15 protein-coding genes are annotated in these 15548 nt (G+C 58.0%); 12 read left to right on the top strand and 3 right to left on the bottom strand.

The features are described from left to right. The first annotated feature begins 227 nt into the window (after nt 1-227). The 7 genes from EGY12_RS14235 to EGY12_RS14265 all read left to right on the top strand — a co-directional run bounded on the left by EGY12_RS14235 (nt 228) and on the right by EGY12_RS14265 (nt 8488). Nucleotides 228-1067, top strand: coding sequence for a winged helix-turn-helix domain-containing protein (locus tag EGY12_RS14235; protein WP_123895603.1), 840 nt, complete (start codon nt 228-230; stop codon nt 1065-1067). A 225-nt stretch (nt 1068-1292) separates the two neighbouring features. Beyond that, nucleotides 1293-1856 carry a LuxR C-terminal-related transcriptional regulator gene (locus EGY12_RS14240; RefSeq protein WP_253722815.1) on the top strand — a complete coding sequence of 188 codons (564 nt, stop codon included), beginning with the start codon at nt 1293-1295 and terminating at the stop codon, nt 1854-1856. 426 nt (nt 1857-2282) lie between these two features. Then, nucleotides 2283-2870, top strand: a complete 588-nt coding sequence (locus EGY12_RS14245) for a common pilus major fimbrillin subunit EcpA (protein ID WP_123894324.1) — start codon at nt 2283-2285, stop codon at nt 2868-2870. 77 nt (nt 2871-2947) lie between these two features. Continuing rightward, nucleotides 2948-3616: a hypothetical protein gene (locus EGY12_RS14250; RefSeq protein ID WP_123894326.1), complete on the top strand. Its 669-nt coding sequence runs from the start codon at nt 2948-2950 to the stop codon at nt 3614-3616. 17 nt (nt 3617-3633) lie between these two features. Further along, a complete protein-coding gene (locus tag EGY12_RS14255; RefSeq protein ID WP_305792265.1) occupies nt 3634-6186 on the top strand; it encodes a fimbrial biogenesis outer membrane usher protein in 2553 nt (850 codons plus the stop codon). Beyond that, a complete protein-coding gene (locus EGY12_RS14260; protein WP_123894330.1) occupies nt 6176-7810 on the top strand; it encodes a hypothetical protein in 1635 nt (544 codons plus the stop codon). The genes EGY12_RS14255 and EGY12_RS14260 overlap by 11 nt, the downstream gene beginning before the upstream one ends. A 9-nt stretch (nt 7811-7819) precedes the next feature. Next, nucleotides 7820-8488: a fimbria/pilus periplasmic chaperone gene (locus EGY12_RS14265; protein WP_123894332.1), complete on the top strand. Its 669-nt coding sequence runs from the start codon at nt 7820-7822 to the stop codon at nt 8486-8488. Here EGY12_RS14265 and EGY12_RS14270 read toward each other — a convergent pair. Both EGY12_RS14270 and EGY12_RS14275 read right to left on the bottom strand, forming a co-directional pair. Further along, nucleotides 8485-9951, bottom strand: coding sequence for an ATP-binding protein (locus tag EGY12_RS14270; RefSeq protein WP_123894333.1), 1467 nt, complete (start codon nt 9949-9951; stop codon nt 8485-8487). The two genes, EGY12_RS14265 and EGY12_RS14270, sit on opposite strands and share 4 nt — an antisense overlap. A gap of 3 nt (nt 9952-9954) precedes the next feature. Continuing rightward, complete coding sequence (locus EGY12_RS14275) at nt 9955-10668, bottom strand: response regulator transcription factor (RefSeq protein WP_123894335.1); 714 nt, start codon at nt 10666-10668, stop codon at nt 9955-9957. 150 nt (nt 10669-10818) lie between these two features. Between EGY12_RS14275 and EGY12_RS14280 the strand changes: the two genes are divergently transcribed. The 4 genes from EGY12_RS14280 (at nt 10819) to EGY12_RS14295 (ending at nt 13088) form a co-directional block, all read left to right on the top strand. Next, a complete protein-coding gene (locus EGY12_RS14280) occupies nt 10819-11430 on the top strand; it encodes a cytochrome b/b6 domain-containing protein (protein WP_123894337.1) in 612 nt (203 codons plus the stop codon). Nucleotides 11431-11440: 10 nt separating this feature from the next. Continuing rightward, nucleotides 11441-12217, top strand: a complete 777-nt coding sequence (locus EGY12_RS14285) for a molybdopterin-dependent oxidoreductase (protein ID WP_123894339.1) — start codon at nt 11441-11443, stop codon at nt 12215-12217. A 59-nt stretch (nt 12218-12276) separates the two neighbouring features. Next, nucleotides 12277-12552, top strand: coding sequence for a pentapeptide MXKDX repeat protein (locus tag EGY12_RS14290; RefSeq protein ID WP_123894341.1), 276 nt, complete (start codon nt 12277-12279; stop codon nt 12550-12552). Between the two features lie 65 nt (nt 12553-12617). Then, nucleotides 12618-13088 carry a YkgB family protein gene (locus tag EGY12_RS14295; RefSeq protein ID WP_123894343.1) on the top strand — a complete coding sequence of 157 codons (471 nt, stop codon included), beginning with the start codon at nt 12618-12620 and terminating at the stop codon, nt 13086-13088. Nucleotides 13089-13133: 45 nt separating this feature from the next. Here EGY12_RS14295 and EGY12_RS14300 read toward each other — a convergent pair whose 3' ends face one another. Then, nucleotides 13134-15173: a choline transporter gene (locus EGY12_RS14300; protein ID WP_123894345.1), complete on the bottom strand. Its 2040-nt coding sequence runs from the start codon at nt 15171-15173 to the stop codon at nt 13134-13136. On the opposite strand from EGY12_RS14300, the gene EGY12_RS14305 reads away from it, so the two are divergent. Beyond that, nucleotides 15164-15502 carry a hypothetical protein gene (locus EGY12_RS14305; protein WP_123894347.1) on the top strand — a complete coding sequence of 113 codons (339 nt, stop codon included), beginning with the start codon at nt 15164-15166 and terminating at the stop codon, nt 15500-15502. The genes EGY12_RS14300 and EGY12_RS14305 overlap by 10 nt on opposite strands. Nucleotides 15503-15548 lie beyond the last annotated feature (46 nt).

Below are 15548 nucleotides of genomic sequence, written 5' to 3' on the forward strand. Positions count from 1 at the left end.
ATCAATGGGTGTGGCGATTGGTTAACCTTTGGTTATGGTTTGCAAGAAAAATCCTATATAAACGATAGTGAGGTGAAAAAGCGTATTTCGTGGCGTTAATTGAGTGGTTTTTCTTGCCTGTGTTTGGGTATTTTCGCGAATTAACCCGATTAAATATTTATTTAATATTTCATTAACATTTGACGCCAAACTATAAATGATCGCTATAGTGAAAACATGTGAATAAAATGAAATATAGATTTAATGACCATATTCTCTTTGACGCAGACACCAGAACCCTTAGCCCAACTGATTTTTCTGACGATCCCGTATCTATATCCAGTCCTTCCAAACGGTTGCTGCTGCTGTTGATTGCCCACCATGGAGAGGCCGTAGGGCGTGAGCTGATATTCAAGAAGGTCTGGGACGATTACGGCATGGTTTCCAGCAATAATAATCTTAATCAGTGCGTCAGCAAATTGCGTCGTGTGATTAAAAATCTTGGCGTCGAGGATGAGGTCATTGTTACGGTCCCTAAAGTGGGTTTTATGTTGCGTGATGAGATTACCATCGAGTCTTATGAGGACGCGGAAGATATTCACGACGCGGAGCCTGCCGCGACTTTGCCGGGTGCTGCGCCCGAAGCGGCGGTAAATCCGCCGTCCGAAACTGCCATCAATGGGGCCACCTCTCATCTTGGTTATTCCCGCCGCGGGTGGCTGATGTTCAGCGCATTGGTGATGGGAGGGATCTTCATGGCTATTGCTGTCACGGCCTATTTCAGCGGCTCGGGGGCCCGGCAGGAGAGCTACCTGGGAAAGTCAGGCAACTGTAAGGTTTTCATGTCGCTGCCTGAGGCCTCAGCAACGGTCAACGCCAGCCTGAATCGGGACATTCTGGCTTACGCCGCTCACCAAACGGGAGATTGCAGCGGCGATGAGTTTTTGCTGGTAGTACGCAGCAATCAGGTCAGGGCTTACATTTCCGGCATTTCTCGCTTATTCCTGCTGCGATGCAAGATCTTGCGCGAACATAAAATGGAGATCTGTTCAGGTTTGGAAAGCGACAATGCCGAGTTTATTAATTGACCATTGATAGCCGCCGGCCCAATGCGATTGAAAGGGCGATGGCTATGACAAAAATATTACAGCATTGAAATAGAACATTCGACTTTCATTTGGCGGTCTGCCGTGTGGCGTTTATCGAGAGGTATTTCTCTTTCTCTACCGCTTTCTACCTAATTATGGTGATTATGTATGGTTAACGGTGATGCGCTGCTATTTTTCGAACCCAGCTATTTAGTGAGAAGAGGAATGGAAGCATTTCTCGTTACCCGAACAGATGACAGGTATTTTATCGATACCTTGAGGGAGCTGGAGGAGAGATTGAAAGAGGGAAAGCCTCGCGCGCTTATTATGGAGTTATATCATCAGAGAGAATATTTGTATGATGTATTACGGTTCATTCTGACGGCAAAAAATGTCTGGCCGGAAATCCCTTTGGTGATTTTCACCGCTGTAGAACATCCCGGTATATTAGCGTTGTTGGCGACGGATGCGCGCATAGCTATAGTGGCAAAAGATGATCCTTTGCATTGCCTGAGTGACGCCATTGCGGCTGCGGGTGAGTTCTCCGGCTATCGTTCCCCGCATATTCGCGCCCGACTGGTGCACTCTGCAGCTGCATTATCTGACACTGAATGGCGAGTTTTGGCCATGATGGTTGCCGGCGCATCTCCACGAAGCATCGCCAACGTGACCCGGCGAAGTTACAAAACCATAAGCTCCCATAAACTGAATATTATGCGAAAACTGGGCCTCAATCAGGCCGGCTTTATGTGGCTGATTCTTACCATGAGAACCCGATACCCTTCCTGATACGTGGCGAGAAGCCACCTTTTCTCTACAGCGGCCGATCTTGATTGGCTGCTGCTCCCCTGTGTAAATCCAATCAATCTTCCCCTTAACGAACGACGCCGGCGCTGAAATTCTGCACCGATATGGGAAGGACGAACAGCGTTGCTTGGCGGTTAAATAATGACCGGCCTGATGGGGTTAAACCACAATATGATTGTGCTTTCATCAAATGCTTAACCCGACTTTTAATGTGATTAGTGGTGGTTAAAATATTAATTTCGGTATTTAAATCTAAATATTTGAACTTTAATAGTTAATGATTCTTTTTTGAACGGCTGGGGATATTCTTGTGGCGTCAAGCAGACTGGCTAAACGCAGTGATGCAAACGGCTGGCTGAGAATGGACGAAAGAAAGAAAACATATTTAACATTGAAGGGAGTTATACCATGAAGAAAATGACACTGGCTCTGGCGATCGTTTCCGCCTTTGCAGCGGTCAGCACTGCTCAAGCCGCCGACGTTACCGCTCAGGCGCTGGCAACCTGGTCTGCGACCGCCAAGAAAGACACCACCAGCAAACTGGTTGTGACGCCGATTGGCAGTCTGACCTTCAACTATGCAGAAGGCATTAAGGGTTTCAACAGCCAGAAAGGCCTGTTTGACGTCACCGTGGAAGGTGATACCACGGCCACCGCTTTCAAACTGACCTCAAAACTGGTCTCCAATACGCTGACTCAGCTGGATACTTCCGGTTCTACGCTGGAAGTCGGGGTGAACTATAACGGTGCGGTGGTAGGCAAAACGGCTGAAACTACCATGATCGACACCACCGCCGGCATTTTGGGTGGCAATCTGAGCGCCTTGTCCAACGCCTACAACCAGGCCGGCCGCACCAGCGCGCAGGATCAGTTCACCTTCAGCATCATCGGCGCGACGTCAAACGGCACCACCGCCGTCACGGATTTCAGCACGCTGCCTGAAGGTATCTGGAGCGGCGACGTCAGCGTCGAATTCAACGCGACCTGGACTTCCTAATCCCCCGAACGATCTGCATCTGGCAGGGGGGAGACCCCCTGCTATTTACCGCTCATCAACGCCAGTGGAATACCGCAATGACTCGCTTTTCTCTCGCCGTCACCCTGATGTTAATGCTGCTGCGGCCGGCTTTGGCACTCGATGTGGGTGAGATCAGCTCCTTCATGCCAGGCGACAGCGCGCGCCTGAGTAAGGAAATCAAAAACACCACCGACAGCGGCCGGCTGGTAAACATCAAGATCGAACGCATTTCCAGTCCCCTGGCCTCCGGGACGGTAATCCCGATGAGCAGCCGGGATGAAATGCTGCTGTCGCCCGCCAGTCTTATCTTGCCGGCCAACGCCAGCGATGTGATCCGCTTTTACTACAAGGGGCCGAATGATGCCCAGGAGCGTTACTACCGCATCGTTTGGTTTGATCAGGCGCTGAGCGAGGCGGGGCAAAATTCGGCTCGGCGTAATGCCGTGGCTACCACGTCGGCGCGCATCGGCACCATTTTGGTGGTGGCGCCTCGGCAAGATCGCTTCGCCTATCAGTTCGCCAACGGGCGGATCAAAAACACCGGCAATGCCACGTTCAAAGTGGTGGCCTACGGCAATTGCAGGAACAAGCAAGACGGCAGCGATTGCAAGGAAAACTATTTCGTGATGCCGGGGAAGGAGCGCGCCTTCAGCAAGGTTGACGTCAACGACAAAAAAGGGCGCGTCGCGCTGTGGCACGGCGAACAGTTTATCCCGGTGAAGTAATGCGCGCGTTATCCACGATGGATGCAAAACAATCACGCAAGGAGTGGCATGTGAACGCTGTGCTGTTGAAAACGCTTTTGGCTGCCGGTGCACTGGCGCTGCCGACGCTGTTGCCTGACCGTATGGCGATGGCGGCCGGTTTGACGCAGATTAACGGCGTGCTGATCCCGCAAACCTTCAGCCTGGCGTTGCGCGAAGGGATGAGTATTCCGCTGTTGCTGCATTATGAAAAGGGCGATGGTGTCAAAGATGACAGCCGCATAGGCCATGCCTTTCTCTATCTGGATCAGGACAGGCTAAAGATTCGTCGGGTGACGCTGGAGGATAACGACGACGGCGCCCGGTTGACGGCGGCGATTGCCGACCAGCTGCAGGCTTTGCAGGATGCGCCATTCGATCGGCAGCAGCATATCCGGATAGCGGACGACGCTTGGCTGGCGCTGGATTTCCGGCAGCTCAACCTGCAGCTGGTGGTGAAGGAATCCGCGTTGGGAACGGTGCTGCGCGCGCGCTCGAGCGACATCGGCGCGTCCAGCGTGGATGCCGTAAGCAGCACGCTGGATTATAACCTCGGGGTCTACGACAACCGGGCCCGCGCCAGCGAAGGCAATACCTCCAGTTATTTATCGCTCAACAGCGTCACGGCGTTGCGTGAACACCACGTCGAATTGAACGGTTCACTCTACGGTATCGGCAGCGGCGATGAAAACGCCACGCTGTACAAAGCGATGTACGAGCGCGATTTCGCCGGCCGCCGTTTCGCCGCCGGCATGCTGGACAGCTGGAATCTGCAGTCGCTGGGGCCGGTCACGACCATCAACTCGAGCAAGATTTATGGTCTGTCATACGGCAACCGCGCCAATTCGACGGTATTCGATAATTCCCAATCGTTGACGCCGATCGTGGTGTTTTTCCCCTCGGCCGGCGAGGTGCACCTGTCGCGCGACGGGCGGCTGCTCAGCGTTCAAAACTTCACGATGGGCAACCATGAAGTCGACACCGGCAGTCTGCCCTACGGTATTTATGACGTAGAGGTGGAGATCGTGGTCAACGGTAAAGTGGTGGATAAACGCATGCAGCGAGTGAATAAACTTTTCAGCCCCAATCGCGGCGCCAATGCGCCGCTGGCCTGGCAATTCTGGGGTGGGATGTTGCGCATGGATGACTGGCGCGGCGAACGGGAGCGCCACCGTCCGGCAAAGGACTCTTATTTGCTTGGCGCTTCGGCTACCGGCAATCTGCAAACGCTTAATTGGGCGCTGTCGGGGTACTCGTTTGACGGCAACGCCGTCGGCGAGAGCCGCGTCAGCCTGCCGGTGACCGAGTCGATTCAGATCAACCTGCAAAATATGGCGGCTTCCGATCGCTCCTGGAGCCTGGTCAACAGCGTCAGCGCCGCGTTGCCCGGCGGCTTCAGCAGCGTGTGGATCAACCAGGAAAAAACGCAGATTGGCGAGCGTCTGTTGCAAAATGACGCCTATAACCGCGCCGTTGGCGGCAGCCTAAACCTGGGCGCGCTGTGGTCCCCGCTAGGCACCTTGAGCGCCAGCTACAACGCCGATAAAAAGAACGACAGCCATTATTACAACGCCGATTATTACCAGAACATCTTTACCGGCCGTTTCGGCACGCTTGGCGTGCGTGCGGGCGTGCAACGCTACAACAACGGCAGCAGCAACGCCAATACCGGCAAGTACATCGCGCTCGATTTTTCACTGCCGATGGGCAATTGGTTCAGCGCCGGCGTTTCCAACCAGAACGGCTACACCACCGCCAATCTGGCGGCGCGCAAGGACATCAAAGACGGGCCGATCCGCACCCTGGGCGCCAACCTGTCGCGGGCGATTTCCGGTGATACCCGTGGCGACAACCGCTTCAACGGCGGCGGCTATGCGCGCTTCGACACAAAGTATTCCACCGGCACGTTCAACGTCAGCAGCTCCGCCGACGGCTACGTTAACAGCAGTCTGACTGCGAGCGGCAGCGTGGGCTGGCAAGGGCGTGATATTGCCATCAGCGGCCGCAACGAAGGCAACGCCGGGATTATCTTCAATACCGGCATTGAAAATGATGGCCTGCTGACCGCGCGGGTTGACGGCCGGATGGTGAAACTGAGCGGCAAGAGGAATTACCTGCCGTTGTCGCCGTACGGTCAGTACGACGTTGAGCTGATGAACAACAAGAACTCGGCGGAGAGCTTCGACATCATTACCAAGCGCAAGAGCAAGCTCACCCTGTATCCGGGTAACGTGGCGGTGATCTCGCCGGAGATAAAACAGATGGTGACGGTGTTCGGCCGCATCAAGGCGGAGGATGGCACGCTGCTGGCCAACGCCTATATCAAGAACCATATCGGCCGCACCCGCACCGATGAGAAAGGCGAATTTATCATGGACGTCGACAAGAAATTCCCGGTTATCGATTTTACCCACAGCGGCAATCAGACATGCGAAGTGGATTTGGATCTGAGCAAGGCGCAAGGCGCCGTGTGGGTCGGCGACGTGATCTGCACCGGGCTGAAAACCTATGCGGGCAATATGTCATCCGGGGAGTCTGACCATGAGAGCTAACGTTGCGCTATTGCTGTTGGCGCTGGTCGCCCCCGCGCTGCAGGCGGCGGTCAGCCAGACCAACTGGCCGGATGCGGCGGTAATGAAATTTGTCTTCGTGGAGAACAACGCCGACGACAACTTTTTCGTCACGCCGGCCGGCGGGCTGGATCCGCGCATGACCGGCGCCAACAAGTGGACCGGGCTGAAATACGGCGGTTCCGGCACTATCTATCAGCAAAGCCTGGGGTACGTGGATAATGGCTACAACACGGGGCTGAATGCCAACTGGCGTTATGACATGTGGCTGGAAAACGCGCCGATAAAGAATCCGTTCCTCGGTTTGCGCTGCATCAACTGGTATGCCGGTTGCAATATGGATACCAGTTTGATTTTGCCGCAGACCACCGACGAAAAGGGATTTTACGGCGCCGTGGTCACGCCCGGCGGCGCCAAATGGATGCACGGCATGATGTCGCCGAGCTTCTATCAGTATCTGAAACAGATGGCGGCAGGCGAAGCTTTCAGCATGCAGATCAACGGTTGCCAAACGTCGGTGGCCTACGACGCCGCGGCCGGCGGCCGCTGTCGGGATCAGGCCAGCGGCAGCTGGTATAAGCGCACCGTCACGCACAGCAAGGCGGCCCACCTGCGCTTTATCAACACCAACGCCGTATCGGAGGTGTTCGTCAACAGCGATGGGGTGCCGATCATCGGCGAGGGCAATGCCGATTGCAAGAACCAGACCATCGGCGCCCGCTCAGGCATCATGTGCAAGATGGTCAGCTACGATTTGCAGACCGACGGCAGCGTCAGCAATACCTCGATTCATATTTTCCCGGCGATTAGCCATGCAGCGCTGTCTTCAGCGGTGAACGCCGCCGATCTGCAGTTCAGTCTGAACGGCAACACCTGGAAAAATACGTCGGGCACCGGCAGCTACTATACCTTTAACGAGCTGAAGAGCAGCAATGCCGTCTATGTGTTCTTCTCCAGCAACTTCTTCAAACAGATGGTCGCGCTGGGGATTTCCGACAGCGGCACTCGCGATCTGATCAATTTCCGTTTTCAGAACACCACCTCACCGGAGTCGGGATGGTATGAGTTCTCCACCTCAAACCAGCTGATTATCAAGCCGCGCGATTTCAGCATCAGCATTATTTCCGATGATTACGACAACAGCCCACACCGTGAAGGTTATGTCGGCCCGGCGGAGCCGCCGCTGGAGTTCAGCTACTTCGTGACCACCAGCGGTAAAACCGCTGCCGACCAGGTGAGGGTGATGGCGACCGGGCCTACTCAGGCGATCAACGGGGTGAACTATTGCCTCTTTTCTTCTGCGGATAACAGTACCCAGGTGCCGTTCCCCGCCATCCTCGGCATTACCACCAGCACCAATGGCCAGCAGAGCTTCGCCGCCGGTTGCGATGGTCAGTGGCACGACATGACCAACGCGCTCTGGAGCAGCACCCCGTGGAATGATATCTCCGGCGAAGTGGGGGTTCTGAACAAGACCCGCGTGACCTTTAGTATTCCGATGAATAATCCGATCTCGCTAAGAACCGTCGACGGCAACGGTTGGTATGGCGATGTCAGCGCCGCCGGTGAAATTCACGTTGAAGCCACTTGGCGCAACATCAATTGAGGACAGGGTGTGAAACTTGTGCTGATAGGGTTGCTGTGTTTGTCCTTCCCGTTTACCGCCGCCGCGATCAATGTCGGTACCCTGACGTTTGTCATTGAGCAGGACCGCTCATTCACCGCCAAGCGGGTGTTGAATAACAACCGCAGCGCGCGCCTGTATCAGGTGAGCATTCGTGCCATCGATCGGCCGGGAGAGCGCGAGGTGCGCAGCCGGCCGGCGGATGGCGAGCTGCTGTTCGCGCCGCGCCAGCTGACGCTGCAGGCCGGGCAGGCAGAGTACTACAAGTTTTTCTACCGCGGGCCGCAGGATAATCGCGAGCGTTATTACCGGGTATCATTTCGCGAAGTGCCGACCCGATTGTTCGAGCCGGGGCCGCGTCGGGGGGGCGGCGTCAATCTGGAGCCGATCGTGGTGATGGACACCATTCTGGTGGTGCGCCCGCGTCAGGTAAACTTTGCCTATCGGCTCGATGCGCAACGCGGTACGCTCACCAACACCGGCAACACCTACTTCAAGTTCCTGATCAAACCAGGCTGCAACAGCACGGATGAAGAGGGCGTCACCGAATACCTGCGCCCTGGCGATACGCTGACCCATGCCGGTATTCGGCTGAAGGGGCAGAAATTCATTATCTATAACGACAAATTTATCAGCGTCGATCGCAGCTGCCTCGATTAATGCGGCGGAATGGCAAAACGGAAACAGGCGCCGCTTTGCGCTTGTTCGATCAGCTGAATGTCGCTGTCGTGCAGCTGCAGGATGCGCCGCACGATCATCAGGCCCAGCCCGCCGGAAGGGCGCCGGGCGCCGCTCAGGACAGACGGGCGCACGAACAGATCGGCGCGCAGCGTTTGCGGAATGCCGGGGCCGCTGTCGCTGACCTGCACCATCACCCGATCGTCCTGTCGCCACAGCCGCACGCCGATGTCGCCGCCGGGCGGCGTATGGCGAATGGCGTTGTCCAGCAGGTTGGTCAGCACCCGCTCAATCATGCTGAGATCGGCGAACACCGGCGGAATGCCGGGAGCGATGTCGGCGTGCAGCCGCTGGTTGCGCGCCTCCGCTGCCAGCTCAAATTTTTGGAACACGTCCTGCAACAGCTCGCTGAGGGAGAAAGGCTCCTTCTGCGGTTTCACCACGCCGTACTCCAGCCGCGCCAGTTCGAACAGCTCCTGTGCCAGCTTGCCCACCTTGCGGCTCTGCGCCAGCGCAATCTCCAGGTAGCGCCGCCGATCGGCTTCGCTGAGAGTGGCGGCCTTGACCGACAGCGTTTCCAGATAGCCGTGCAGCGAAGTGAGCGGGGTGCGCAGATCGTGCGAGACGTTGGCGATGAATTCACGCCGCAGCCGATCCTGCTGCGCCAGCGTTTGCCACTGTTCGGCAAGGCGCTGCGCCATGCGGTGGAAGGCCTGCTGCAGCTGGCTGACTTCGTCGCGCCCGGCCCGCACCGCCGGCAACGCCGCGTAGGCCTGCACCGCCTCGATGCCGCCGCTGTCCAGCGCGCTCACCTGCCGGGTCAGGCGACGGATAGGGCGCGTCACCCAATAAAATGCGAACCCCCCAGCCAGCAGGCTGAACAGCACCATCAGCCCGGAGGTCCACAGCGCCATCCTGACCGCCGAGTTGAACTGGGCGTTGCTGGCCAGCGCCGTGTACTCTTCGCCGAGCAAGACCACATACAGATAGCCTTCGACCCGGCCGTCGACCTTCAGCGGCGCGACGCTGAACACCTTGCGCCCGACCGCGCTGCGCGGATCGTCGCCATACACCGGCATCGGCGCGCCATCGAGCAGCGCCTTCAGCGGCGGCAGCGCCACCCGTTGCCGCTTAAGATGCCCGGCCGGCGCGGCGTTGCCGATAATCGCGCCCTGCTTGTCGAGCAGATAAACCTCAACGCTGGGATTCACCGCCATCAGCTGATCGAACAGGGCATGCACCGCCTGCGGATCCGGCCCGTTCGCCCCCAGCAGCGGGTTGCTGTCGGCAATATGCTGCGCCAGGTTGCCGGACAGGCGTTGGATCACCGCCTGGCTGTACTGGGTGCTGCTGCGCACCTGCATCCAGCCGGAAAAGGCGCAGCCGATGACGATCAGCAGCGCGAAGATCAGCGTGAGGCGTTGCGCTAACGTAAGGTTTTTCATGGCTCACTCTTGCGGCGCGGCCGCGAATTTATAGCCCATGCCCCACACCGTGAGGATGCGCTCGGGTTCCGCCGGGTTGCGCTCGATCTTGATGCGCAGCCGGTTGATATGGGTGTTGACGGTGTGCTCATACCCCTCGTGCTGATAGCCCCAGACCTGATTCAACAGGCTGAGGCGCGAGAACACCTGGCCCGGGTGGCGGGCGAAAAAGTACAGCAGGTCGAATTCGCGCGGCGTCAGCTCGACCGGCTGCTGGCGCAGGCGCACCTCGCGGGCGATGGGATCGATGGTCAGATCGTTGAAGCTGAGCACGCCAGCGTCCATGCGCAGGTTGCGGCTCATCGCCTCTTGGCGGCGAAACAGCGCCTTGACCCGCGCCACCAGCTCCAGCATGGAGAAGGGCTTGGCCAGATAGTCGTCGGCGCCCAGTTCCAGCCCCAGCACGCGGTGCACCTCGCTGGAGCGCGCGCTGGTGATGATGATCGGCGTGTAGCGCGTCATGGTGCGCGCCCGGCGGCAGATCTCCAATCCGTCCACGCCCGGCAGCATCAGATCGAGGATAAGGGCATCCCAGCCGCCCTGTTCCAGCATCGTCATGCCTTGATTGCCGTCGGCGGCGTGGCTGATGGCGTAACCCTCGTCGCGCAGATGCAGCTGCAGCAGCTCGGCGATGTCGCCGTCGTCCTCGACAATTAAAATTCGTTTTGGCTTGTCCATTCTCATTACCGCTGATTGCCTGCTCCTCTCTGAAGTCTACACAACCCCCACCGGCGGAGTTATCACATTTTATTTAACTTTGCGTGAGGTCTTGGGGAACAAATTCGGGGAATACTCAGCTCATCGCATCGTTAGCTGGCAGGAAACGTTATGAGCCTCACTCTCACCCCGGAACAACGACAGACGGTGCATCCGCTGTGGCTGCGGTTGACGCATTGGCTGAATGCACTGGCGATGTTGATCATGGTGACCAGCGGCTGGCGCATCTACAACGCCTCCCCACTGTTCAACTTCAGCTTTCTCAATGAGTTGACGCTCGGCGGCTGGCTGGGCGGCGCGCTGCAGTGGCATTTTGCCGGCATGTGGCTGTTCGGCGTCAACGGGCTGTGCTACCTGCTGTTCAACCTGGCCAGCGGGCGTTTCAAACGCAAGTATTGGCCGCTCAGTCCACGGCAGTTTCTCGCTGATGCAGGCGCCGCGCTGCGCGGCAGGCTGCAACACGCCGACCTGCGCCACTACAACATGGTGCAACGCGTGGCCTATCTGTCGGTGATGGTCATCGGCGTGTTGAGCGCGCTGTCCGGGCTGGTGCTGTGGAAATCGGTACAGTTTCCGCTGCTGCGCATGCTGCTCGGTGGCTATGAAGCGGCGCGCTATATCCACTTTTTCGCCATGTCGGCGCTGGTGGCCTTCGTCGCGATTCACCTGGTGATGGTGGCGCTGGTGCCGCGGACGCTGCTGGCCATGCTGCGCGGACGCTAAGGAGTGAATGATGGAAAAGGATAAACAGATCATGACGATCATTGAAGGGCAGGCGATCGTCAAAGAAGCGCAGCGGCTGTTGAGCGCGCCTTCGCGCCGCCGCTTTCTGCGCAACGGCCTGACGCTGGGCGGCATCGCCATGCTCACCGGCTGCGATCTCAGCGACAACGTCAATGTTGAACAGGCGCTGAGCCGCATTTCGCGTTTCAACGATCGGGTGCAGGGGTGGCTGTTCAACGGCGATCGCCTGGCGCCGGTCTACCCGGAATCGATGATCACCCGGCCGTTCCCGTTCAACGCCTTTTACGCCGAGGAGGACGCGCCGGACATCAACGGCGACGATTACCGACTGGAAGTGGCCGGGCTGGTGCGGGACAAGCGCGCCTGGAGCCTGCCGCAGTTGCACCGGATGGCGCAGGTCAGCCAAGTGACGCGCCATATCTGCGTCGAGGGCTGGAGCGCCATCGGCAAGTGGGGCGGCGTGCCGTTCGCGGCTTTTCTCCGGGCGATCGGCGCGGATCTGAGCGCCCGCTATGTCAGCTTCAAATGCGCCGACGACTACTACACCAGCATCGATATGGCCACTGCGCTGCATCCGCAGACGATTATCGCGCTGACCTATGACGGCCAGATCTTGCCGCGCAAGTACGGCTACCCGATGAAGCTGCGCATGCCGACCAAGCTCGGCTACAAGAATCCGAAACACATTCAGGTGATCGAGGTCACCAACCGCTTCCCGGGCGGTTACTGGGAAGACCAGGGTTACAACTGGTTTGGCGGCAGCTGAGGCGACCGCCGGCCATTCTCCGGCACTCCGGTGCCTTTGACATGACGGATGGAAATACCATGAAAAAGTTATTCGCGATGATGATGTGTAGCGCGCTGATGCTGGGTGTGGCCGGTGCCAACGCCGCCGATGGCATGAGCAAAGACGCGATGAAAAAGGACGGCATGAGCCAGATGTCACATGACGGCATGGCGAAAGACGGCATGAAGAAAGAGTGCATGGGCAAGGAGTGCATGAAGAAAGACAAGATGGGCAAAGACGCCATGAAAAAGGATGGCATGGCCAAAGACGGCATGAAAAAAGACGAGATGAAGAAGGACGCGATGGGGCACTGAGCCGCCGCACCCCGCGGCCGCAAGCGAGCGAACCGCAGTGGCCGCGGGCAACCTAAGGAGAGAGGATGATGCAGGCGACATGGCTGCGGCGCTTTCAGCGCTCGAACGGGGACGTTATCTTTATGCGCGCGGCGCTGGTGGTGATCTTTGCCGCCTTCGGCTACGCCAAGTGGTTTGATTACGAGGCGCAGGGGCTGGTGCCGCTGATCGGTAACAGTCCGCTGCTGGGCTGGATGCATCAGGTATTCGGCATCCGCGGCGCCAGCTATGCGCTGGGCGTCGCCGAGTGGAGCTTCGGTTTGCTGCTGCTGGCGGGATTCTGGTCGCGGCGGCTGGGGTTGCTGGGGGCGATCGGATCGACGGTGACCTACCTGACTACGCTGACGCTGATCTTTTCCACGCCGGGCGCCTGGGAACCTTCCGCCGGCGGTTTTCCGGCCATGGCCGGCGCCACCAGCTTTTTGATCAAGGATCTGGTGTTGCTGGCCGGTTCCCTGGTGCTGCTGAAAGCCGACTTGCCGGCCGAGCAGCCATAAAAAAGGGCGTAGCCTGGCTACGCCCTTTCGCTTATTGACCGGCTATCACATATCCGGGAAGGTCAGGGTACCCCCCGGCGCTTCGCGATGAATATGCAGGAAGTTCAGGTGTTTCTCGTACTGGTCGAGGATATCGCCAATCACCTGTTCCTTGCTGTAGTCCATCAGGTCGTTGCCCTGGGTGCCTTCCATCAGGAAGGTTTCCAGCCGGTAGTAGTGCGACTTGCCGGAGCGGGCGCGATAGGTGAAGCCCGGCACCGAGTAGCGCATCGGCCATATCTGATAGATGAAGTTCTGTTCCTCGCCAAGGTGTACCAGCAGCTCCAGGTGGTTCAGACGCTCGTCCTCGGTCGGCGGCACTTCGCTGAACTCCACTTTCGCGCCGCGCAACTCCAGCTCACGCGCCACGTCCTGCATCGCCGGGCGGCAAACCTTATCCAACATTTTCTGCGTGTACTGGGTGCCCGGGTAGTTCATCACCCGCGACAGGCGCTGTTTCCAATTGAGCACGTCGTGGCTGGAGACCGGCACCGGCGCCAGGGTGCTGAGCGCACTGGCTTTGCGGTAGTCTTCCACTCGCAGCGATTTATACAGCCCGGCCATCACGAAGAAGATCACGAAGCTGAACGGCAGGCCCATGATCACCGTGGTTTTCTGCAGCGCCGGCACGCCGTCGGTCATCAGCATGCCGATGGTCAGCAGACCGATCGCCACCGACCAGAAAATCCGCAGCCAATTCGGCGCATCATTATTGATGTCGGCCAGGCGAGAGGTGAAGTTACCCAGCACCAGCGAACCGGAGTCCGCCGAAGTGACGTAGAACAGCAGGCCGGTGATGGTGGCCACCGAGGCGCTGAAGGTGAAGCCGGGGTATTGCGCCAGCAGGCTGTAGAAGCCGCGCTCCGGGAACTGCATCACTTCCTGCGCAAACTCGGCGTTGCCGTGAATGATCTGGTACAGCGCGCTGTTGCCGAAAATAGACAGCCACAGCAGGGTGAACACGAACGGTATGATCAGCGTGCCGACCACGAACTGGCGAATGGTGCGCCCGCGCGAGATGCGCGCCAGGAACAGACCGACGAACGGCGACCACGCCACCCACCAGGCCCAGAAGAACAGCGTCCAGTTGTTCATCCACTCCACCGGCCGATCGAAGGCGAAGCTGTTGAGCGTCATGCCCATAAAGCGGTTGACGTAATCGCCGACGTTAAGCACCAGGGCGTTGAGCAGGAATTCGGTGTCGCCGAAGAACAGCACGAACAGGATCAGGCCCAGCGCCAGTAGTACGTTCAGCTCGGACAGGATACGGATGCCTTTGTTGACGCCCGAGGTGACGGAGATGGTAGCCATGATCACCGACAGCAGGATCAGCGAGCCCTGCACCGTCAAGTTTTCCGGGATCTCGAACAACACCTTGAGGCCGTAGTTGAGCTGCACCACGCCGATACCCAGCGTGGTGGCGATGCCGAAGATAGTGCCGAGCACCGCGGCGATGTCCACGCTGTGGCCGATCGGGCCGTTGATGCGCTTACCGAAGATCGGGTACAACGCCGAACGGATGGTCAGTGGCAGGTTGTAGCGATAGCTGAAGTAGCCGAGGGCGATACCCATCAGCGCATACATCGACCAGCCGGTCAGGCCGTAGTGGAACAGTGTCCAAACCATCGCCTGGCGCGCGGCCTCCAGCGTTTGGCCATCGCCTTCCGGCGGCATCATGTACTGGGTCACCGGTTCGGCCACCGAGAAGAACATCAGGTCGATGCCGATGCCGGCGGCGAACAGCATCGCCGCCCAGCTCATCAGGCTGAACTCCGGCTTGGACTGCTCCGGCCCGAGCTTGATCGAACCGAAGCGCGAGGCGGCGATAAACACTACGAACACGATGTACAGCGTCGCCGCCAGCAGGTAGTACCAACCGAAGGTGGTCGACACCCAATTCAGCGTGCGGGTAATCCACTGTCCGGAGAAGTCGGTGAAAAAGATGGTCATCAACGAGAAGGCCAGGATCAGCCCCGCCGAGGTGAAGAAAACCACAGGGTTGAGGCGGTCCTGCTGCGGTTTGGAGGAGGTTTCGCGTGTTGTCATCGTCATCCTCTGAACTGAGTAAAATCGTGCCGCTCCGTATTCCGGAGCGCGCTGGCGCTGCCGGAATACGGGCGAATGAAGGCGGCGACCATCCCCGCGGGAATGGCCTGAGTAACGCCGCTTTCGCCTGTCAACGAAGCACCGGAGCGCTTCGCGGCGGGAACCGCTTACAGCCACTGATTTTGGTCAGATTCGTTAATTACCTCACAAAAATCAGCCAGTTCCACAACCAGATAGTACAAATTTTTAACCAGGCGGCAATAAAATATATGCAATTTTTATTGAACGTTCAATCAAAAAAAAGTTTAATAGTCCTCATGATGACCTGAATCACGGGCGAAACGGCAGTGAAATTTGTCCGCTGAGATAAGGCCG

This window comes from Serratia sp. FDAARGOS_506 (assembly GCF_003812745.1).
Lineage (GTDB): Bacteria > Pseudomonadota > Gammaproteobacteria > Enterobacterales > Enterobacteriaceae > Serratia.

Excerpts from the sequence above, each read along its gene's own strand:
- EGY12_RS14235 (WP_123895603.1), top strand. The coding sequence starts at position 228 with ATGAAATATAGATTTAATGACCATATTCTCTTTGACGCAGACACCAGA.
- EGY12_RS14240 (WP_253722815.1), top strand. The coding sequence starts at position 1,293 with ATGGAAGCATTTCTCGTTACCCGAACAGATGACAGGTATTTTATCGAT.
- EGY12_RS14245 (WP_123894324.1), top strand. The coding sequence starts at position 2,283 with ATGAAGAAAATGACACTGGCTCTGGCGATCGTTTCCGCCTTTGCAGCG.
- EGY12_RS14250 (WP_123894326.1), top strand. The coding sequence starts at position 2,948 with ATGACTCGCTTTTCTCTCGCCGTCACCCTGATGTTAATGCTGCTGCGG.
- EGY12_RS14255 (WP_305792265.1), top strand. The coding sequence starts at position 3,634 with ATGGATGCAAAACAATCACGCAAGGAGTGGCATGTGAACGCTGTGCTG.
- EGY12_RS14260 (WP_123894330.1), top strand. The coding sequence starts at position 6,176 with ATGAGAGCTAACGTTGCGCTATTGCTGTTGGCGCTGGTCGCCCCCGCG.
- EGY12_RS14270 (WP_123894333.1), bottom strand. The coding sequence starts at position 9,951 with ATGAAAAACCTTACGTTAGCGCAACGCCTCACGCTGATCTTCGCGCTG.
- EGY12_RS14275 (WP_123894335.1), bottom strand. The coding sequence starts at position 10,668 with ATGGACAAGCCAAAACGAATTTTAATTGTCGAGGACGACGGCGACATC.
- EGY12_RS14280 (WP_123894337.1), top strand. The coding sequence starts at position 10,819 with ATGAGCCTCACTCTCACCCCGGAACAACGACAGACGGTGCATCCGCTG.
- EGY12_RS14285 (WP_123894339.1), top strand. The coding sequence starts at position 11,441 with ATGGAAAAGGATAAACAGATCATGACGATCATTGAAGGGCAGGCGATC.
- EGY12_RS14290 (WP_123894341.1), top strand. The coding sequence starts at position 12,277 with ATGAAAAAGTTATTCGCGATGATGATGTGTAGCGCGCTGATGCTGGGT.
- EGY12_RS14295 (WP_123894343.1), top strand. The coding sequence starts at position 12,618 with ATGATGCAGGCGACATGGCTGCGGCGCTTTCAGCGCTCGAACGGGGAC.
- EGY12_RS14300 (WP_123894345.1), bottom strand. The coding sequence starts at position 15,173 with ATGACAACACGCGAAACCTCCTCCAAACCGCAGCAGGACCGCCTCAAC.